18 protein-coding genes and 1 tRNA gene are annotated in these 16,671 nt (G+C 58.9%); 10 read left to right on the top strand and 9 right to left on the bottom strand.

Annotated elements, in window-relative coordinates; genetic code table 11:
- The first annotated feature begins 63 nt into the window (after positions 1-63).
- Together MWU54_RS00765 and MWU54_RS00770 are read left to right on the top strand one after the other, a co-directional pair.
- Positions 64-1,173: an FIST N-terminal domain-containing protein gene (locus MWU54_RS00765; protein WP_348647598.1), complete on the top strand. Its 1,110-nt coding sequence runs from the start codon at positions 64-66 to the stop codon at positions 1,171-1,173.
- On the top strand, positions 1,174-3,384 hold the full coding sequence (locus MWU54_RS00770; protein ID WP_247080139.1) for a PAS-domain containing protein: 2,211 nt from the start codon (positions 1,174-1,176) through the stop codon (positions 3,382-3,384). It abuts the gene before it with no gap.
- A 1-nt stretch (position 3,385) separates the two neighbouring features.
- Here MWU54_RS00770 and MWU54_RS00775 read toward each other — a convergent pair whose 3' ends face one another.
- Together MWU54_RS00775 and MWU54_RS00780 are read right to left on the bottom strand one after the other, a co-directional pair.
- Positions 3,386-3,829, bottom strand: coding sequence for an acyl-CoA thioesterase (locus MWU54_RS00775; protein WP_247080140.1), 444 nt, complete (start codon positions 3,827-3,829; stop codon positions 3,386-3,388).
- Positions 3,830-3,985: 156 nt separating this feature from the next.
- Positions 3,986-5,284, bottom strand: coding sequence for an ATP-binding protein (locus tag MWU54_RS00780; protein ID WP_247080141.1), 1,299 nt, complete (start codon positions 5,282-5,284; stop codon positions 3,986-3,988).
- A gap of 90 nt (positions 5,285-5,374) precedes the next feature.
- Between MWU54_RS00780 and MWU54_RS00785 the strand changes: the two genes are divergently transcribed.
- Together MWU54_RS00785 and MWU54_RS00790 are read left to right on the top strand one after the other, a co-directional pair.
- Positions 5,375-6,289 (top strand): MBL fold metallo-hydrolase, encoded by a 915-nt coding sequence (locus MWU54_RS00785; protein WP_247080142.1) that lies wholly within the window; start codon positions 5,375-5,377, stop codon positions 6,287-6,289.
- 70 nt (positions 6,290-6,359) lie between these two features.
- Positions 6,360-6,434: transfer RNA gene (locus tag MWU54_RS00790), tRNA-Asn, on the top strand.
- Between the two features lie 51 nt (positions 6,435-6,485).
- On the opposite strand, the gene MWU54_RS00795 is transcribed toward MWU54_RS00790, so the two are convergent.
- Positions 6,486-6,935 carry a papain-like cysteine protease family protein gene (locus tag MWU54_RS00795; RefSeq protein WP_247080143.1) on the bottom strand — a complete coding sequence of 150 codons (450 nt, stop codon included), beginning with the start codon at positions 6,933-6,935 and terminating at the stop codon, positions 6,486-6,488.
- 271 nt (positions 6,936-7,206) lie between these two features.
- Between MWU54_RS00795 and aroQ the strand changes: the two genes are divergently transcribed.
- Positions 7,207-7,644, top strand: coding sequence for a type II 3-dehydroquinate dehydratase (gene aroQ, locus MWU54_RS00800; protein ID WP_247080144.1), 438 nt, complete (start codon positions 7,207-7,209; stop codon positions 7,642-7,644).
- A 10-nt stretch (positions 7,645-7,654) separates the two neighbouring features.
- On the opposite strand, the gene MWU54_RS00805 is transcribed toward aroQ, so the two are convergent.
- The gene (locus MWU54_RS00805; RefSeq protein ID WP_247080145.1) at positions 7,655-8,767 is read right to left on the bottom strand and encodes a Ppx/GppA phosphatase family protein; all 1,113 of its coding nucleotides are present in this window, start codon (positions 8,765-8,767) and stop codon (positions 7,655-7,657) included.
- A 267-nt stretch (positions 8,768-9,034) separates the two neighbouring features.
- On the opposite strand from MWU54_RS00805, the gene MWU54_RS00810 reads away from it, so the two are divergent.
- The 4 genes from MWU54_RS00810 to MWU54_RS00825 are packed head-to-tail and all read left to right on the top strand — an operon-like array spanning position 9,035 to position 12,029.
- Positions 9,035-9,331: a virulence factor gene (locus MWU54_RS00810; RefSeq protein ID WP_247080146.1), complete on the top strand. Its 297-nt coding sequence runs from the start codon at positions 9,035-9,037 to the stop codon at positions 9,329-9,331.
- A 26-nt stretch (positions 9,332-9,357) separates the two neighbouring features.
- On the top strand, positions 9,358-10,284 hold the full coding sequence (locus MWU54_RS00815) for a methylenetetrahydrofolate reductase (RefSeq protein WP_247080147.1): 927 nt from the start codon (positions 9,358-9,360) through the stop codon (positions 10,282-10,284).
- A gap of 6 nt (positions 10,285-10,290) precedes the next feature.
- Complete coding sequence (locus tag MWU54_RS00820) at positions 10,291-10,950, top strand: HAD family phosphatase (RefSeq protein WP_247080148.1); 660 nt, start codon at positions 10,291-10,293, stop codon at positions 10,948-10,950.
- Positions 10,947-12,029, top strand: a complete 1,083-nt coding sequence (locus MWU54_RS00825) for a methyltetrahydrofolate cobalamin methyltransferase (protein WP_247080149.1) — start codon at positions 10,947-10,949, stop codon at positions 12,027-12,029. The genes MWU54_RS00820 and MWU54_RS00825 overlap by 4 nt, the downstream gene beginning before the upstream one ends.
- 421 nt (positions 12,030-12,450) lie before the next feature.
- Here the strand turns inward: MWU54_RS00825 and MWU54_RS00830 are convergent, their stop codons facing one another.
- Positions 12,451-12,972: a winged helix-turn-helix domain-containing protein gene (locus MWU54_RS00830; protein WP_247080150.1), complete on the bottom strand. Its 522-nt coding sequence runs from the start codon at positions 12,970-12,972 to the stop codon at positions 12,451-12,453.
- Positions 12,973-13,275: 303 nt separating this feature from the next.
- Here MWU54_RS00830 and MWU54_RS00835 point away from each other — a divergent pair, with 303 nt between their 5' ends.
- Positions 13,276-14,169, top strand: a complete 894-nt coding sequence (locus tag MWU54_RS00835) for an IS1 family transposase (protein ID WP_247080151.1) — start codon at positions 13,276-13,278, stop codon at positions 14,167-14,169.
- On the opposite strand, the gene MWU54_RS00840 is transcribed toward MWU54_RS00835, so the two are convergent.
- The 4 genes from MWU54_RS00840 to MWU54_RS00855 are packed head-to-tail and all read right to left on the bottom strand — an operon-like array spanning position 14,161 to position 16,661.
- Positions 14,161-15,015: an ATP-binding protein gene (locus tag MWU54_RS00840; protein WP_247080152.1), complete on the bottom strand. Its 855-nt coding sequence runs from the start codon at positions 15,013-15,015 to the stop codon at positions 14,161-14,163. The genes MWU54_RS00835 and MWU54_RS00840 overlap by 9 nt on opposite strands.
- Positions 15,012-15,971, bottom strand: coding sequence for a twin-arginine translocase subunit TatC (gene tatC, locus MWU54_RS00845; RefSeq protein WP_247080153.1), 960 nt, complete (start codon positions 15,969-15,971; stop codon positions 15,012-15,014). Before tatC ends, MWU54_RS00840 begins: the two co-directional genes overlap by 4 nt.
- 1 nt (position 15,972) lies before the next feature.
- Positions 15,973-16,431, bottom strand: coding sequence for a Sec-independent protein translocase protein TatB (tatB, locus tag MWU54_RS00850; RefSeq protein ID WP_247080154.1), 459 nt, complete (start codon positions 16,429-16,431; stop codon positions 15,973-15,975).
- 5 nt (positions 16,432-16,436) lie between these two features.
- A complete protein-coding gene (locus tag MWU54_RS00855; protein ID WP_247080155.1) occupies positions 16,437-16,661 on the bottom strand; it encodes a twin-arginine translocase TatA/TatE family subunit in 225 nt (74 codons plus the stop codon).
- Positions 16,662-16,671: the final 10 nt, after the last annotated feature.

Raw genomic sequence — 16,671 nt, forward strand, 5'->3', positions numbered from 1 at the left:
AACCAGGGATTTCCTGACGCCAAAGACACTGAGACCGACGCCGGGGTTATCGCCTTCGCCCAAGTGCATTGCGACGACCCAACTTCTGTAGATCAAATTTGCGACCAGCTTGGACCGGGACCTTTCGAGCTTGTTTGCCTGTTTGTGTCATCTGACGCGGATTTCCGGTCTTTGGTCACGAAAGCGTCCGACCGCTTTGGGGCGGCGGACGTTTTGGCGTGCACAACGGCTGGCGAAATCGGTCAGGCGGGGTACGAAGAACACCAGGTGATTGCCATCGGCTTTCGCAGCAGTCACTTTAATGTCCTGACATATGCGATTGAAAACCTTGACGTCATTGACGAACAAACCGTCACGGACAGACTGATCGAAGCGCGCCTGTCGCTGGCCAAGCAAACGCCCGAATGGATGTCGGATTTCGCGTTTCTGATGATCGACGGGCTGAGCCTTCGGGAAGAGCAACTGACCGCGTTTCTGTCCGCCGGGTTGGGGCCGACGCCCCTGTTTGGGGGCTCATCCGGTGACGGTACGAAATTTGGTCAGACCTGGCTGGCGCGAAACGGGGTGATCCTGCAGAATGCCGCCGTCGTGGTGCTGGCGCGCTGCGACCGGCCGATCCGGGTGTTCAGCCTTGATCACCTGATCCCGACAGAACAGCGCATGGTGGTCACAGCGGCCTCTCCGGATGCGCGGATTGTCCATGAGATCAACGCAGAACCTGCAGCACTTGAATATGCACGATTGCTGGGTCTGGATCCGAAACAGCTGGATCAGTTCACCTTTGCCGAACATCCGGTGGTGGTGCGGCTGGGGGATGTCCACCACGTCCGCGCCATCCAGCAGGTCAAGCAAAACCACGATCTGGTGTTCTTTTCGGCGATCAATGACGGGATGGTTCTGACGCTGGCGACCCATGATGACATCGTTGAACACCTTGATCGGGGTTTGTCCGATCTGGCGCAGCATGCCACGCCGGAAATAATCCTAGGGTGCGACTGTATCCTGCGGCGCATCGAAGCCGGACGCATCCAGAAACTGCGCGCCGTGTCTGACGTTCTGACAGCCCATAACGTGGTTGGCTTTTCGACCTATGGCGAACAAATCGGCGGTTTGCACGTGAACCAGACGTTAACCGGTGTCGCCATCTACCCGCCGGTGAAAAGGACCGTGTAGATGTCGTTGATCAACCCGAATGACAGCCTTGAACGGCAGAACGAAAAGCTGCTGAGAATCGCTGACAGCCTGATGCGGCGGGTGGAATTCGGTGTGTCGCAATCCGGGGCGGCCTATGCCCAGTTCGAACGTGCCGCGTTGCTGGAAAAGCGGGTGCGCGAACGCACGCTGGAACTCGAACGCACGCTGGATCTTTTGCATGATGCCAACGCCCAACTGGCGCGGGCCAATGCCGAAACCGAAGCAGCGCGGCGCAACCTGGCAGATGCCATCGAAACGATTTCGGAAGGCTTCGCGCTGTTTGATCCCAACGACATTCTGGTCATGTGCAATTCGCGCTTTTGCCGCGATTTCAGCGACACGGCCCGCGATCTGAAGCCGGGCATTCCGTTTGACAGCTATGTTGACCGCATCAGCCGGTCCGCCTTTCTGCACCTGCCCGATCACGAAGACCGCAACACCTGGGCCAAGATGCGCCGCAAGCGGCACAAGGACCGGCGCGTGATGTTCAACGTGCAGCTTGAAAACGACCGCTGGCTTCAGGTGTCGGAACACCGCACCGGCAACAACGGAACGGTGATCCTGCAAACCGATATCACCGACATCATGCGGGTCGAACGGCAGGAACAGGCCAAGCTGCGCGACAAGCAGACCCGTATGATCCGGGCGACCCTGGATCACCTCAACCAGGGGGTGTGCATCTTTGACGAAAACGCCTGTCTGGTGGGTTGGAACCAGAAGCTGGGCAGTCTTTTGTCCCTTCCGGCCAGACGAATGCGGATTGGCGCGTCGTTCATCGGGCTGCTGGATGAACTGGACGACGAGTTTGAATTCACGCGCGGCAGCGATCGTGGCTCGTTTCGCCGCTGGGCCATGTCGGACGGGTTGCGGCAGCCGATTTCCTTTGAGGTCAAACGCGGTGACAGCGCCGTGCTGCACATCTTCGGGCGTGCCATGCCGGATCGTGGCTTTGTGATTTCCTGCACCGATGTCACCGCCGAACGGGAAGCCGCGCAAAAGCTGTATGAGTTGAACGAAATTCTTGAACAGCGTGTCATGGAGCGGACGCTGGAACTGGAGGACGCCTTGACCGCGGCGGAACGCGCCAACGCGTCCAAATCCCGCTTCGTCGCGGCGGCCAGCCACGATCTGCTGCAACCCTTGTCCGCAGCAAAGCTGTTCATGGCATCCCTGACGGACAAGATCGCGTCCCCGAATGATCAAGCCGTGCTGGCCAAGGCGGAAACCGCCCTTGGTGCCGCGGAACAGATCATCGACGCGCTGCTGAACATCTCGAAGCTGGAATCCGACGGGTTGAGTTTTGACATCCGCCCCGTGGCCCTGCGCGAAGTGTTTGACCCGCTGCGCGACGAGATGGAGATATTGGCCGCGCAGAAAGGGCTTCATCTGAAGATCGTTGACAGCTCGCATGTGGTCGAAAGCGATCCCGCCTACCTGCGCCGCATTGTGCAGAACCTTCTGGCCAATGCCATCCGCTACACAGAGACCGGCCGCATCGTGGTCGGGGCGCGCAGGAACGGCGATTCCGTTCGGATCGAGGTGTGGGACACCGGCCCCGGGATCGCGGAAGAAGACCAGAATTCGATTTTCGAAGAATTCCGCCGGCTCGATACCAAGGCCAGCAACAATGACGGTCTGGGATTGGGTTTGGCGATTGTGGAACGGGCCTGCGCGCGCCTTGGTCATCCGCTTGGGCTTTGGTCCGAACCCGGACGCGGATCTTGCTTTATGCTGAACGTGCCACTTGCGCGCAACGTGCAAGCCAACGCGCCTGCCAAAACGCTGGCGTCGTCCCCGTTGGGACTGACCAAAGCGGGTTTGATCGTGCTTCTGGTCGAAAATGACCCGCAACTGCGCCGCGCCATGTCGATCCTGATAGAAAGCTGGGGGGTCAGCGTGATCGAGGCCGAAGATGCCGAAGCGGCTTTGGCGTTGCTGGACGATCTGCAGATCACACCGGACGCGCTGCTGTTTGACTACCAGCTTGGGGAGGGCGCGACAGGGACGGACTTGTTCGAAAAGCTCAGCGCCCAGTTCGGGCGCGTGCCCTGCGCGATCATTTCGGCCGAACGCTCGGCCTTTCTGCGGCAGGAAACCAAGCGCTTAAAGATTGATTTGTTGCTCAAGCCGGTGGATCGGACAAAGCTGGTCGAATTTCTGCATATCGCGGCGCTGGAAGCGGACCGCTAAGCTATTCCGCCACCTTCTTGGCCTGCCCGTCTGGCGACAGCATGAATTCTTTCATGCGTTCGACAATTGGCTCGGGCCAGCGCCGTGTCCGCATCGCCATGCCTTCGGACAGAACCAGCGTTCCCGTGATCGACACGCGGTTTTCCGCACCGGTGGTGCCGATGATTTCAAGCCAGATGCTGCTGCGCCCGATGTCGCGCACCGCCAACCGCCAGGTCAACCGGTCGCCCAAGCGGCTTGGAGCCGGGAACTCGGCCTTGATGTCCACGAATGGCAGGCACAAACCGTCACTGCCCTGTATCTGGCTCATCGGCCAGTCCAGCGCCTCGTCGAGCCAGTTTTCGATGACCGTGTGGACCATGTCGAAATAGCGCGGCAGAAACACGATCCCGGAGGGTTCACAATCACGCAACATGACGTCGTGCACATAGGTGTATGCCGGCATCCTGACTCACTCCGTATGGTTCGCGGTAACATGCCCGGACTGGCCCGGAACTCTGCCCATTTCTTACAAAAAAGACGCGATTTTCAACATCTTTCGTGTTCGCAGCCCACTTAAGTCGCAAATGAGCCGGTATCGACGCACGCGATGTCCGGAAAATCACTTCGCAATCACGATATCCGCGCGCAATCCGCCCAGCCGGTCACTGTCGCCCAAGCGCAGGACACCGCCATGCACCCGCGCGATGTCGGCGGCGATGGCCAGCCCCAAACCAACACCGGACCCCTGATCCTGATTGCGCGCCGGATCCAGCCGCACGAACGGGCGCAGCGCCGCCTCGCGATCTTCGGCGGCGATGCCCGGCCCGTCATCTTCGACCCGTATGCGCAGCGATTTGTCGGTCAGCGCCACGGACACTTCGCATTTACTGCCATACCGGACCGCGTTCCCAATCAGGTTTTCAATCGCGCGCTGCATCGCCGTGCGCCGCAACATCGCGTCCCCCTGCCCTGATGTGTCGACCAGCTCAACCGCCACACCCGACCGCTTGCACCCGTCAACGATCTCCTGGATGTACTCCGGGATCGGCGTGGCTTCGGGTTGCGCGCTTTCCGCATTGCCCCGCGCGAAATCCAGAAACGCGTCAATCAGCTTTTGCATATCGTCAATGTCGCGTTCAAGCGGCGCGCGGTCTTCGTCCGCCAACATCGACACCCCCAGACGCAAGCGCGTCAGCGGCGTGCGCAGATCATGGCTGACACCGGACAACATCATCGTGCGCTGTTCGATCTGACGCTCGATCCGCGCGCGCATGTCCAGAAACGCATGCCCCGCCGCCCGCACCTCGACCGCACCGGACGGTGAATACGGCACGTTGCGCCCCCGTCCAAACGCTTCGGCGGCCCCGGCAAGCCGCGTGATGGGGCGCAATTGGTTGCGCAGGTACAAAAACGCGATCAGCGTCATCAACCCGCCGAACACCACCATATTGACCAACAGTTGATGCGGGTTCGACGCAGAGGCGCGCTCGCGGTTGAATTCGACCACCACAAGCGGCCGGTCATCGCGTTCGATCCAAACCAACACCGTGCGGTCATCGACCAGATGGATCCTGCGAAACCCGATCACATCGCGGGCAATTGTCCGGGTCACCACGATGCCCGAAAAATCATACCACCGGCGCATGTTCTGGGCTGGCATGGTGACGTCCGCAGGATCCAGAAAATCAATCCGCAACGCGCGGGCGAGCGCCGGTTCATCCACCCAGTCGGGATCCAGCGTCGCGTTGATCTCCCGCGCGATTTCGCGGCTCATCTGTTCGGTCACACCCTCAAAATGCCGTTGGATAAAAACAATCGATACCACAAGTTGCAACGCAACCACCGGCAGGATCAGGATCAGGGCAGCACGACCGTAAAGGCCGCGCGGCATGTAGCGTTTCAACCAGTCAAACTTCATGACGGCACGCTAGCGCAGCCCCCGGCGAAACGAAATGTCTTGTCACGAAGTGGTTGCAAATCGGGCAAAGCTCCTGTTGCTCTTGCGGGTATGAAGACCGATCCACAGCCAGAGTTTCAACCCGCCATTGGCACAGCCGAGGAAATCGCGCCGGGCCTGCGGCGTGTGGTGGCCAACAACCCGTCGCCGATGACGTTTCGCGGCACCAACACCTATCTTGTCGGTACCAGCGATCTGGCCGTAATCGACCCGGGCCCGAAAGACACCGCACATCTGGCGGCCCTGCTGAGCGCGATTGGCAACGCGCGGGTGTCGGCCATCCTGGTGACCCATGCCCATCTTGACCATTCACCGCTGGCCAGTGATCTGAGCCGTCACACCGGCGCGCCTGTCTACGCGTTCTCGGACGCGCTGGGGGGCCGCAGCGCGATCATGCAGGACCTGGCCAAAAGCGGGTTGATGCAAGGCGGCGAAGGCGTGGACGCATCGTTCCAGCCGGATCACACGCTGGCCGATGGCGAGACCGTCAGCGGCACCGACTGGTCGCTGACCGCTGTGCACACGCCGGGCCATTTCGGCAATCATTTGAGCTTTGCCATGGGGGACATGCTGTTTTGTGGCGATCTGGTGATGGGATGGGCCAGTTCGCTCGTGTCTCCGCCGGATGGGGATCTGACCGATTTCATGGCCTCCTGCAGGCGGTTACAGTCGATGCGCTGGCATAGCTTCCATTCCGGCCACGGCGCACCGATCACAGAACCGGCGGCGCGGCTTGATTGGCTGATTTCGCATCGGTTGACTCGCGAAGCATCGCTGCTTCAGGAACTGGAGCGCGGACCGGCCACCTGTTCTGACCTGGCAAACCGCGTCTACCACGACACAGCCCCCGCATTGCTGCCTGCCGCCACCCGCAACGTCTTGGCGCATATGGTTGATCTTTATGGAAAAAACGCTGTGACGGCTGACGGCACGCTATCGGCCAACGCGGTGTTTCGCCGGCTTTGAAAAGAACTCACATTTTTTCAACAAACCCTCTGGACGCGCCCCAACACTGTTGCTAAACCCCGCCTCGTGTTCCGGCGTAGCTCAGCGGTAGAGCAGTTGACTGTTAATCAATTGGTCGTAGGTTCGATCCCTACCGCCGGAGCCAAAATCTAAGAAAGCTACGAAACCACATGTGGTCCGGCGGCCCGATATCCCGCTAGGCGACAAGCAGTCCGCCGCGTTCGCGTTGATCGTTGAAGGTTTTGAGGCTGATCGTTGTGGTTGAGCCCGCATCCACCGGTTCCGGGTCATTGATAAAGACGGTTCCGCCGTCATCCCCCTTGGTGCTGCATCCCGTGATCACGACGATATGGCCATAGCCTTTCCAATGGGACGCACACCAGATCGGGCCGCGAAAGCCAATCGTTGCCATCAGGCTGATTGCAGTGAAATCGTGGTCCTTGGACGGTAGGAACTTCAATCCTTCGGCAAGGGCCAAGGTCACGAAATCGGCTTTCTGAATGCCTTGGTCGGCGACCCATTTGTTGGGCAGGCCCTGCACCGGCCCCTGTGCGTAATAGTAGCTCACCATGCACACCGAGGCGTACCAGCAGCTCATTGCTTTTTTCTGCGCCACCAACGGCACATCCAATTTGATCTCGGCCATCTTGCAATTCCTCTTTGATAAAATACGACGTCAAAAAAGAGCGCGTTCTCATGACCGCGGTTGTTTTCAGGGTGACGTAACGTCACCCTAAAATCAAGCGTCTTGGCGTTAACGGGTCGCAAGACTTGGCCGGAATCCGCCTTTTCCCGTCCGCCCGGTGACCCGCATAATCGTGGTGCCATCGACACGAACCTGCATGTCTAACCTGGCCCCGGGTTGCGCAAGGCCGGTGCAACTGGCACCCAGTCAGGGCACGAACCGGAGCGCGCAGATGTCGAAAACCGTCTTTCTGATCAACGGACCGAACCTCAACCTGCTGGGAAAGCGTGAGCCCGAGATTTACGGGGCAGACACGCTGGACGATGTCACCGCGCGCTGTGCCGCGCTGGCCGATGCGCATGGTCTGCGGCTTGAGGCGATGCAATCCAATTCCGAAGGGGCGCTTGTCGACATCATCCACAAAGCGCGCGATGCGGCCGCTGCGATTGTGATCAATCCGGGTGCCTATTCCCACACCTCCATCGCGATTCTGGATGCGTTGCAGGCCTATGAGGGGGTGGTGATCGAAGTGCATATTTCGAACATCCACAAACGCGAGGCCTTCCGGCACCATTCTTTCGTGTCGCAACGCGCGGATGGCATTGTCATCGGCATGGGTGTCGAAGGGTATGAACTGGCGATGCGGCGCGTTGTCAGTGTCTTGACCTGACGGTCAGAGGTCAGAACGGCCCGTCTTCCAACACGCCATTGGCAGACATCTGCGCATAAAGCAGACCTTCGCGCAGCCCGCGATCGGCCACCGACAACCGGTCTGTCGGCCAGCAGCGCAGCAAGGCCTGAAGGATCGCCGCCCCCGACATGATCAGCGCCTGCCGGTCTTGTCCGATCCGCGGATCGCGCCTGCGCCCTTCGGGGCCCAGATGCAGGTAGCCTGAAATCACCTTTTCGATCTGGTCGGATGTCATTCTCAGACCGTCAACCTTGTTGCGGTCGTACCGTTTGAGCCCGAGATGGCTGGCCGCCACGGTGGTCACGGTTCCGGACGTGCCGACAATCTGGAACCCCTCCCGCGTTTGTTCATCCTTGTAGGGCGCAAACTCGGCGAGGTTCTCTTCGAAATACCAGCTCATCAGCGCATAACGCGCGGAGTCGCTTTCCACGTCCGAGAATTGATCCCGCAGCGTGGCAACCCCCAGCGGGACGCTGATCCAGTCCACCACCTTGGCCGCTGGGAAAGGACTGTTTTGCGTGTGAAACCCCGCGTGCAACCGCATGATCGCCTTGGGGCGTTCGATTGCAGGGACAGCGCTGAGGTCGATCCAGACCAGTTCCGTTGATCCCCCGCCAATATCCACAACCAGCAGCTGTTCGGTTTTGGTGCTGACCAGCGGCGCGCAGGAAATCACCGCAAGGCGGGCTTCCTCTTCGGTCTGGATGATCTCAAGCGTCAGCCCCGTTTCCCGTTTGACCTGACGGATGAAATCACGCGCGTTATGGGCACGACGGCAGGCTTCGGTCGCCACCAGCCGCATCTGTTTGACCTCGTGCCGCCGCAGCTTTTGCTGACACACGCGCAACGCCGAAATCGTCCGGTTCATCGATGCACGGCTGAGTCTGCCGGACTTTTCAAGGCCCGAGCCCAATTGGACGGATTTGGAAAAGCTGTCGACCACGTGGAATTGGTTGCCCTTGGGTTGGGCAATCAACATCCGACAACTATTTGTACCCAGATCCAGCGCGGCATACAGCTCGGATGGATCGGGCCTGGACGGCGCGGGGCTCTCTACCGGTTTCGGGAATGCGCCCGCACCTTTGGGACGCTTTGGCGCCATCGTTCTGCGCCTTCCGAATATCTAAGTTACCTTGAACCTAAGCATGGTTTGCCGTCACCGCAAGATTCGTCGCACATCCAAGGCAAGTTGGTCCGGACATCTCGAAAAATTGTGTGTGCGGGTCGTCCCGAAGCATCGCAAGCCGCCCATACAGGCCCTATTGTCTGACAGAGGGTCGCGGACAGAAGCGGACAAGTCGAAAAATGACCCTTTGTCGGAAACCGCGTCAATTACGAAGGCGGTACGCGCAGTCGAAGGAATCGCACAATGGCGGACGTCACAATCGTGTATTGGCGGGACATCCCGGCCCAGGTCATCGTCGGAAAAGGCCGTCGCGGGGCCAAGGCGCAATTGAGCGAACGGTTCGAACAGGCGATTGATCGTGCCGCGATGAAGGTCGGTGCGGCCGATACCGACAGTTACCTGGCCGAATGGCGCAAGGCTGCGCCCTATTCGGTGGACGGCGATGCACAAGACGTCTGCACCGCCGAAGCCAACCGGATCGAAACCGAATACGACAAGGACCGGCTGAAGGCGCTGATTGACAACGAAGGTTGGGCGTAAGCTCCGTGACTCTGAAGGAGGCCATCATGGCACTTTTGAACTTCCGCAAGCGTGAAGACACGCGCCCTGCCGGCACACCGGAAATGGAAAGCTTCCTCAAAGGCTATTCCATCGAGGTCATGCCGCGCACCGCCGAAAAGGTCGATGATTTCAAGACGCTGCTCGCCCCCGGCACACGCGTTTACATTGCCCATATCGAAGGCACACCGATCGAAGAGATGGTCGCCACGGCCAAGCGGCTGGCGAAGGACGGCTTTCCGGTCATGCCGCATTTCCCGGCGCGCATCATCAAGGACGCGGCCACGCTTGGCGACTGGATTGCCCGCTACCAGGGCGAAGCCGGTGTTGATCAGGCGTTGCTTCTGGCGGGTGGCGTGGCCAAACCGCATGGTGACTTTCACAGCTCGATGCAGCTGATGGAAACGGGCTTGTTTGACGCGGCCGGGTTCAAACGGTTGCACGTGGCCGGTCATCCCGAAGGCAACAAGGACATCGACCCCAAGGGCGGCAGTGCCAATGTCGACGAGGCGCTGCGCTGGAAACAGGCGTTTTCGGAACGCACCGACGCCAAGATGGCACTGGCCACACAGTTCGCCTTTGATCCGGACCCGATCATCAAATGGGTGGACGACCTTTCCGCAGCGGGCATCGCCCTGCCCGTTCATATCGGCATTGCCGGTCCGGCCAAGCTTCAGACCCTGATCAAATTCGCCATTGCCTGCGGTGTTGGCCCGTCCCTGAAGGTCCTGCAGAAACGCGCTATGGACGTGTCCAAGCTGTTGTTGCCCTACGAGCCGACAGACGTGCTGTCCAAACTGGCAGCGCACAAGGCGGCCAACCCCGATTTCAATATCGAACAGGTCCATTTCTTCCCGCTTGGCGGCATCACGTCGAACGCAACCTGGGCCATCAACAATGGCGGGTCTGCAACAGCACCCGTCTCGGCACGATAAACGACGATGCCCGCCCTGCTATTTGATCTCGACGGCACGTTGCTGAATTCGGATGCAATCCATGAACAGGTGTTCAAAGAGCTGTGGACCGCGCGCGGATTGACGATGCACGACGGGTTCTACATGGACCACGTCCACGGTCGTCTGAATGTCGACGTGTTTGCGGAATTTCTGCCGGACGAACCTGACCCGCAGGGCCTGAGCGAATGGAAAGAAGCCCAGTTCCGCGACCGGCTGCCCACCCCCTACCCGGCAATGCCGGGGGCACTGGCGCTGTTGGACCGCGCGCAGGCGGCAGGATGGAACGTGGCCGTTGTGACCAATGCGATGCGCCTGAACGCCGAGGCGATGTTGACCGCCATTGGCCTGCGCGCCTATTTCGATGTGATCGTGATCGGTGAAGAATGCGATCACGGAAAACCGCATCCCGACCCGTATCTTGTGGCGATGCAGGCGTTGAACGAGGCCCCCAGCAATTGCATCGCCTTTGAAGACAGCCCGTCCGGCATGCAGGCCGCTGCCGCATCCGGGGCGTATTGCATTGGCGTGAGATCGGGCATCAGCGATGCCGCCCTGCGTGCCGCCGGGGCTGCCCTCACAATCCAGGATTTCAACGACCCCGCGCTGTCAGACATTCTGACCCGCCTTGAAGGAGACGCCGCATGACCCGGACCATTGTCGAGTCAAAGACCAAAACCGCCATCATCGGCTTTGACCAGCCCTTCTGCGTGATCGGGGAACGGATCAACCCGACGGGGCGCAAGATCCTGAACGAAGAGCTTGAACGCGGCGATTTCAGCCGTGTTGAGGCGGATGCCCTGGCGCAGGTCGCGGCCGGTGCCACGATCCTCGATATCAACTCGGGCGCGGTGTTTTCCAACAAGATGGCTGAAGACCCGCGGTATGCCGACAACAACTTTGTCGAACCCACGCTGATGAAAGAACTGGTGGAACGGGTTCAGGCCGTCACAGATTGCCCGCTCTGCATCGACAGTTCTGTTCCCGGCGCGCTGGAAAACGGTTTGGCCGCCGCTGAAGGTCGGCCATTGCTGAATTCGGTCACCGGCGAAGAGGACCGTCTGGAACTGGTGTTGCCGCTGGTCAAGAAATACAACGTCCCGGTTGTGGCGATCTCGAACGATGACACCGGCATCAGCGAAGACCCCGATGTGCGCTTTGCCGTGGCCAAGAAAATCGTCGAACGTGCAGCCGATTTTGGCATTCCCGCCCATGACATCGTGGTCGATCCGCTGGTGATGCCCATCGGTGCAATGGGAACCGCCGGGTTGCAGGTGTTCACGCTGGTCCGTCGCTTGCGCGAAGAGCTGGGGGTGAACACAACCTGCGGCGCGTCGAATATCTCGTTCGGCCTGCCCAACCGGCACGGGATCAACAACGCGTTTCTGCCCATGGCCATGGGCGCTGGCATGACCTCTGCGATCATGAACCCGGTCGCGCTGCCTGTTGGCCCAACAAAACTGGCGGAAAAGAAGGCCGAAGTCGAAGCTGCCGGGATCGTGCTGCCCGCGGACATGGATGACGAAACCTTCTGCATGCTGTTCGGCTTGGGATCAACCAAACCCAGACCGGGCAAAGAGATGGAGGCCATTCGCGCGGCCAACTTCCTGACCAACAACGATGACGGCGGCAGCGCCTGGATCGAGTTCAACAAACAGCCACCCAAGGCCGGTCAGGAAGGCCGGGGTCGTGCGGGGCGTGTCGGGGGACGTCGGCGGAGGGCATGACGCCGGTCACGTCCGGTGAATGATTGGGCTTGGACGGGGTTCAGGGAGACACTGCCGACATGATCCTACCGGGATTCACCAGAATTTAATGGGAAGCGTAAAGAATCTTCGTACGAAGATTCTTGGCTCCCACAGTAAATTCTGGGGATAAACGCGAATGCAAAGGTCCCGACGATATCACTATTGCCTTATCCCGAAATCGGGTAGTGGGTCACTTTGGAAATTGAATAGTTTGCACCATAGCGCGCGCGTGACTATCTTAGGGGCATGACAGACAAACCCAAGAGACCCAGAGACGCCAACCAGCTTGCCCACATGATAGCGGAGCTGGCTACAGGAGATGTTGAGCCAGAAAAAGAGAAAGACCCCTCTGCGGTTGAGAGGGGCCTTAAGGGTGGCTCAAAGGGTGGGAAGGCTCGCGCTAGTCGGATGACGCCTGAGGAAAGATCAGAGTCGGCGAAGCGTGCTGCTCGGGCGCGCTGGTCTCAGTAGATTCATTTTTTTCATCCTGCTTTTTTGCAAAACTGCGCCCAGGATACCATTCTTTTAAGCCCCACATCCCGCGCTGCGGGCTGACAATATCACCAACTTGCTTTTGGCGTCGGTTAAGAATTGATCCGACACTGTTTGTTTTATTGCCGGTAAGTAAAAGCCCGCCAGCTTCCATCGCATCAACAAGATCAGAAGGCGACATAGGCTTGCGCTTGTTTGCAAGAATGACCTTGGCAGCATCATAGACTTTCATGCCAAGAAATGGGTTGTCTCCGTCAATAATGGGCGCTTGATCTTCGGTTTGTTGGCGTTCGGTCTCTTGTTTGACGACTGACGCTGAGATACCCGCCATCTGGCGCAGGTTTTCTATGGTGCGGTTCAGTTCGTCACGCTTCGCCTCTAAGTCGGCGATTACCGCCAAGTAAGGGCTTTGATCATTTTGAGTTGCCATTTTGGCTCTCCTTTCATATAAGAGCCACACGCAGCAGCACTCGCTTGCCGCATGTGACATACCTCAACCGGTGTTGTTTTGAGGCGGTTCAAACCCTTCTTGGACCCATCGTCTTAAACCTCGCTGTGACAGGGCTGAGCGTCATTCAACCCACGGCATGCCAGTGCCGTGGGTTTCTTCTTATACGATTCCCCGGCCCAATCAAGCGCAAACACAACACAAACGGCATGTTCTGCAAATATTCCGCTTGGAATCCCGCTTTTTTGCTTGAAACTGACCATATGCGTAGGCTAATATTGATGCATGAACAAGCTAGACCACAAAACCCGCGCCCTGATCCTTCGCCTCTTAGTCGAAGGTAACAGCATTCGCGCCACTTCTCGCATTGCCGATGTAAGCAAAAACACTGTCAACAAACTGCTTATTAATGCGGGCAAGGCTTGCGCCAAGTATCACGACGAAAATGTGCGCAACGTAAAAGCAACGGTAATTCAATGTGATGAAATCTGGTCGTTTACCTATGCCAAGCAAAAGAACGTCAAGACAGCAACGGCAGCACCAGAGGGCGCAGGCGACACATGGACGTGGACAGCAATCGACAGTGATAGCAAGCTGATCGTGTCCTACATGGTGGGTGGGCGTGACAGTGAATATGCAATTGAGTTTATGGACGATCTACGAGCGCGCTTGGCGAACCGGGTGCAACTCACCACAGATGGCCACAAAGCGTATCTAGAAGCCGTAGAGGGTGCGTTCGGTGGCGATGTAGACTATGCGCAGCTTATCAAGCTTTACGGCGATGCTGGCGGCAAGACAGCGGCCCGCAAGTATTCGCCCGCCGAGTGCACCGGCATCAAAAAGCGCACGGTTGAAGGCAACCCTGACAAGGCGTTGATTAGTACGTCGTATGTTGAGCGCCAAAACCTCACCATGCGTATGCACATGCGCCGCTTTACGCGCCTGACCAACGGTTTTAGCAAAAAAGTTGAAAACCACATGCACGCGGTCGCGCTGCACTTCATGTATTACAATTTCGTCAAGGTGCATCAGACTTTGAAGGTGACGCCTGCGATGGAAGCGGGTTTGACGGATCGCCTCTGGGATGTTGCTGATCTGGTCGCTATCGTTGACGCGAACGAACCTGCACCCAAGAAGCGGGGTCCGTACAAAAAGCGTCAGCCGGGAAATTCAAAGTGACCCACTACCCGAAATCGCAACACCTTTGCGCCCGGCAAGGTCCGTGAAATACTGCCACGCCACGCGACCAGACCGCGCGCCCCGCGTCGCCTGCCATTCAATCGCTTCGGCACGCAGCGTCTCGTTGTCGATCTCGACCGAATAGGCCTCGCAATAGCCCCGGATCATCGCAAGGTAGTCATCCTGCGAACACGGATGAAACCCGAGCCATAACCCGAACCGATCCGACAAGGACACTTTCTCCTCGACCGCTTCCGCAGGGTTGATCGCTGAACCCCGTTCGTTCTCGATCATATCCCGGGGCATCAGGTGACGCCGGTTGGACGTGGCATAAAACACGACGTTCTCCGGACGCCCTTCGACACCGCCATCCAACACCGCCTTGAGCGATTTGTAATGCTGGTCGTCATGGCTGAAGCTCAGATCATCGCAGAACAACAAAAACCGGTGCTTGGCGTCTCGCAAAACGTTCAGCAATCGCGCCACGCTGGGCAGGTCTTCGCGCTGCAACTCGACCAGTTTCACTGAAAGGCCTTCGGCCAATACGGCGGCATGCACCGCTTTGACGAGACTGGATTTGCCCATGCCCCGCGCGCCCCACAGCAGCGCATTGTTGGCGGGCAATCCCCGCGCGAACTGACGGGTGTTGGCCAACAGCGTGTCGCGGCTGCGGTCCACCCCGATCAAGAGGTCAACCGGCACCCGGCTGACCTTGGTCACCGGCTGCAAACGGTCGGGATCGACATGCCACACAAACGCATCGGCACCTTCGAAATCCGGGGCAGCCTGCGGCGCAGGCGCCAGTCGCTCCAGCGCCGCTGCAATCCGGTCCAAAGGATCACTCACTTCCGCGCACTCTCGTCTTCGTCAAATTCCTTGAGCAGCGGGTCGTCCTCCAGATCCTCGGCAGGATCATCTTCAAACCACAGCCCCTGCGCGCGCAGTTCTTTTTCACGCTTCTTTTCCACCGAGCGCACCAGAATGATCGACACTTCGTAAAGCCCGTAAACCACGGTGAACAGAATGAGCTGCGTCACAACATCCGGCGGCGTCACCAGCGCGGCCAGCACAAGGATGCCGATCATCGCGTATTTGCGAACGCTGCCCAGCCCATCGGCCGAAACCAGACCGGCCTTGCCCATAAGTGTGAGAAGAACCGGCAACTGGAAGCACAGCCCAAACGCCATGATGAACACAAGCGATGTCTGCAGGCTTTCATTGACCTTTCCGAAGAAGGTGATCTTCAGTCCCGTGTCGGTGGTCGGAACCATCGCTGTCGAGTCCACCTCCACCGCGCCGGACAATAGGTTGGCGAAAAGCGACGGCGCATCGGTGAAGCCCAGGAAAAATGCCATCGCAAGCGGCGTGACAACGAAATGCGCAAACGACGCCCCCAACAGGAACATCACCGGCGAGGCGATGATGAACGGCAAAAAGGCTGACTTTTCAGACTTGTAAAGACCCGGCGCAATAAACCGCCACATCTGGTGCGCAATCACCGGAAAGGCCAGCGCAAATCCGAACACAAGGCCGATGCGGAACAGCACAAACAGGTATTCCTGCGGGCTGGTGTATTGCAAGGTCGGCGCCGGATCCCCCAGCGCGCGCAGCGTTTCCTCGATCGGAACAAGCAGGAAGCGCAGCACATGTTCGGCCAGAAAATCACCCTGGATCGGAATGAACAGGATACAAATGCCCGCAAACAGCGCCAGAACGGATCGGATCAGCCGGGTCCGCAATTCGGCCAGATGCTCAATCAGCGGGGCGCTGCTGTCTTCGATATCGTCGTCGCTGGCACTCATCTCAGGCGTCCTTCTTTGGCGCGGCGTCTGCCTCTGACTGCAAAGCCGCCTCCATCTCTTCCGCCTTCTTCGCGGCCTCGTCTGCTTCACGCTTCTTGCGATCCGCGGCGGCCCGGGCCGCGCTGGCCTCGATCTTTTTCTTGGCCTCCTGACGCTCTGCCGAAAGCTTGCCGGTGTTGCTGTTGGGATCAAGGTTCGTCATCGACTTGGCCGCATCGCGCACCCCATCCATGGCGCTGCCAACCGGGCTGGTCGCCGCCTTGAACGTCTTCTGAACATCCCGCACGCCGCTTTCATCAGCGGCATCGTTCATCGCCCGCGAGAAATCGCGCGCCATGCCACGGGCCTTGCCCATGAAGATGCCCACCTTGCGAAACAGCACAGGCAGGTCCTTGGGGCCGACAACGATCAGGGCCACAACCCCGATCACCAGCAACTCGGCAAAGCCAAGATCGAACATCTGCGTTAGACCTTGTCTTTGGTGTCTTCGGTCTTGGGGGTCACGTCCTTGGCGTTTTCGACCTTTTCGTCCTCAAGCTCTTGCTTGCCCTCGTCCACACCTTTCTTGAACGCGGTGATGCCCTTGCCCACTTCGCCCATCAGCGACGAGATCTTGCCCCGGCCGAACAACACCAGAACCACAACGGCGATCAGCAGAAGGCCCGGCAGACCGATATTTCCAATACCCATGACGTCTCTC

Origin of the sequence: Marivita sp. S6314 (assembly GCF_023015985.1) — a bacterium.
Taxonomy (GTDB): domain Bacteria; phylum Pseudomonadota; class Alphaproteobacteria; order Rhodobacterales; family Rhodobacteraceae; genus Marivita.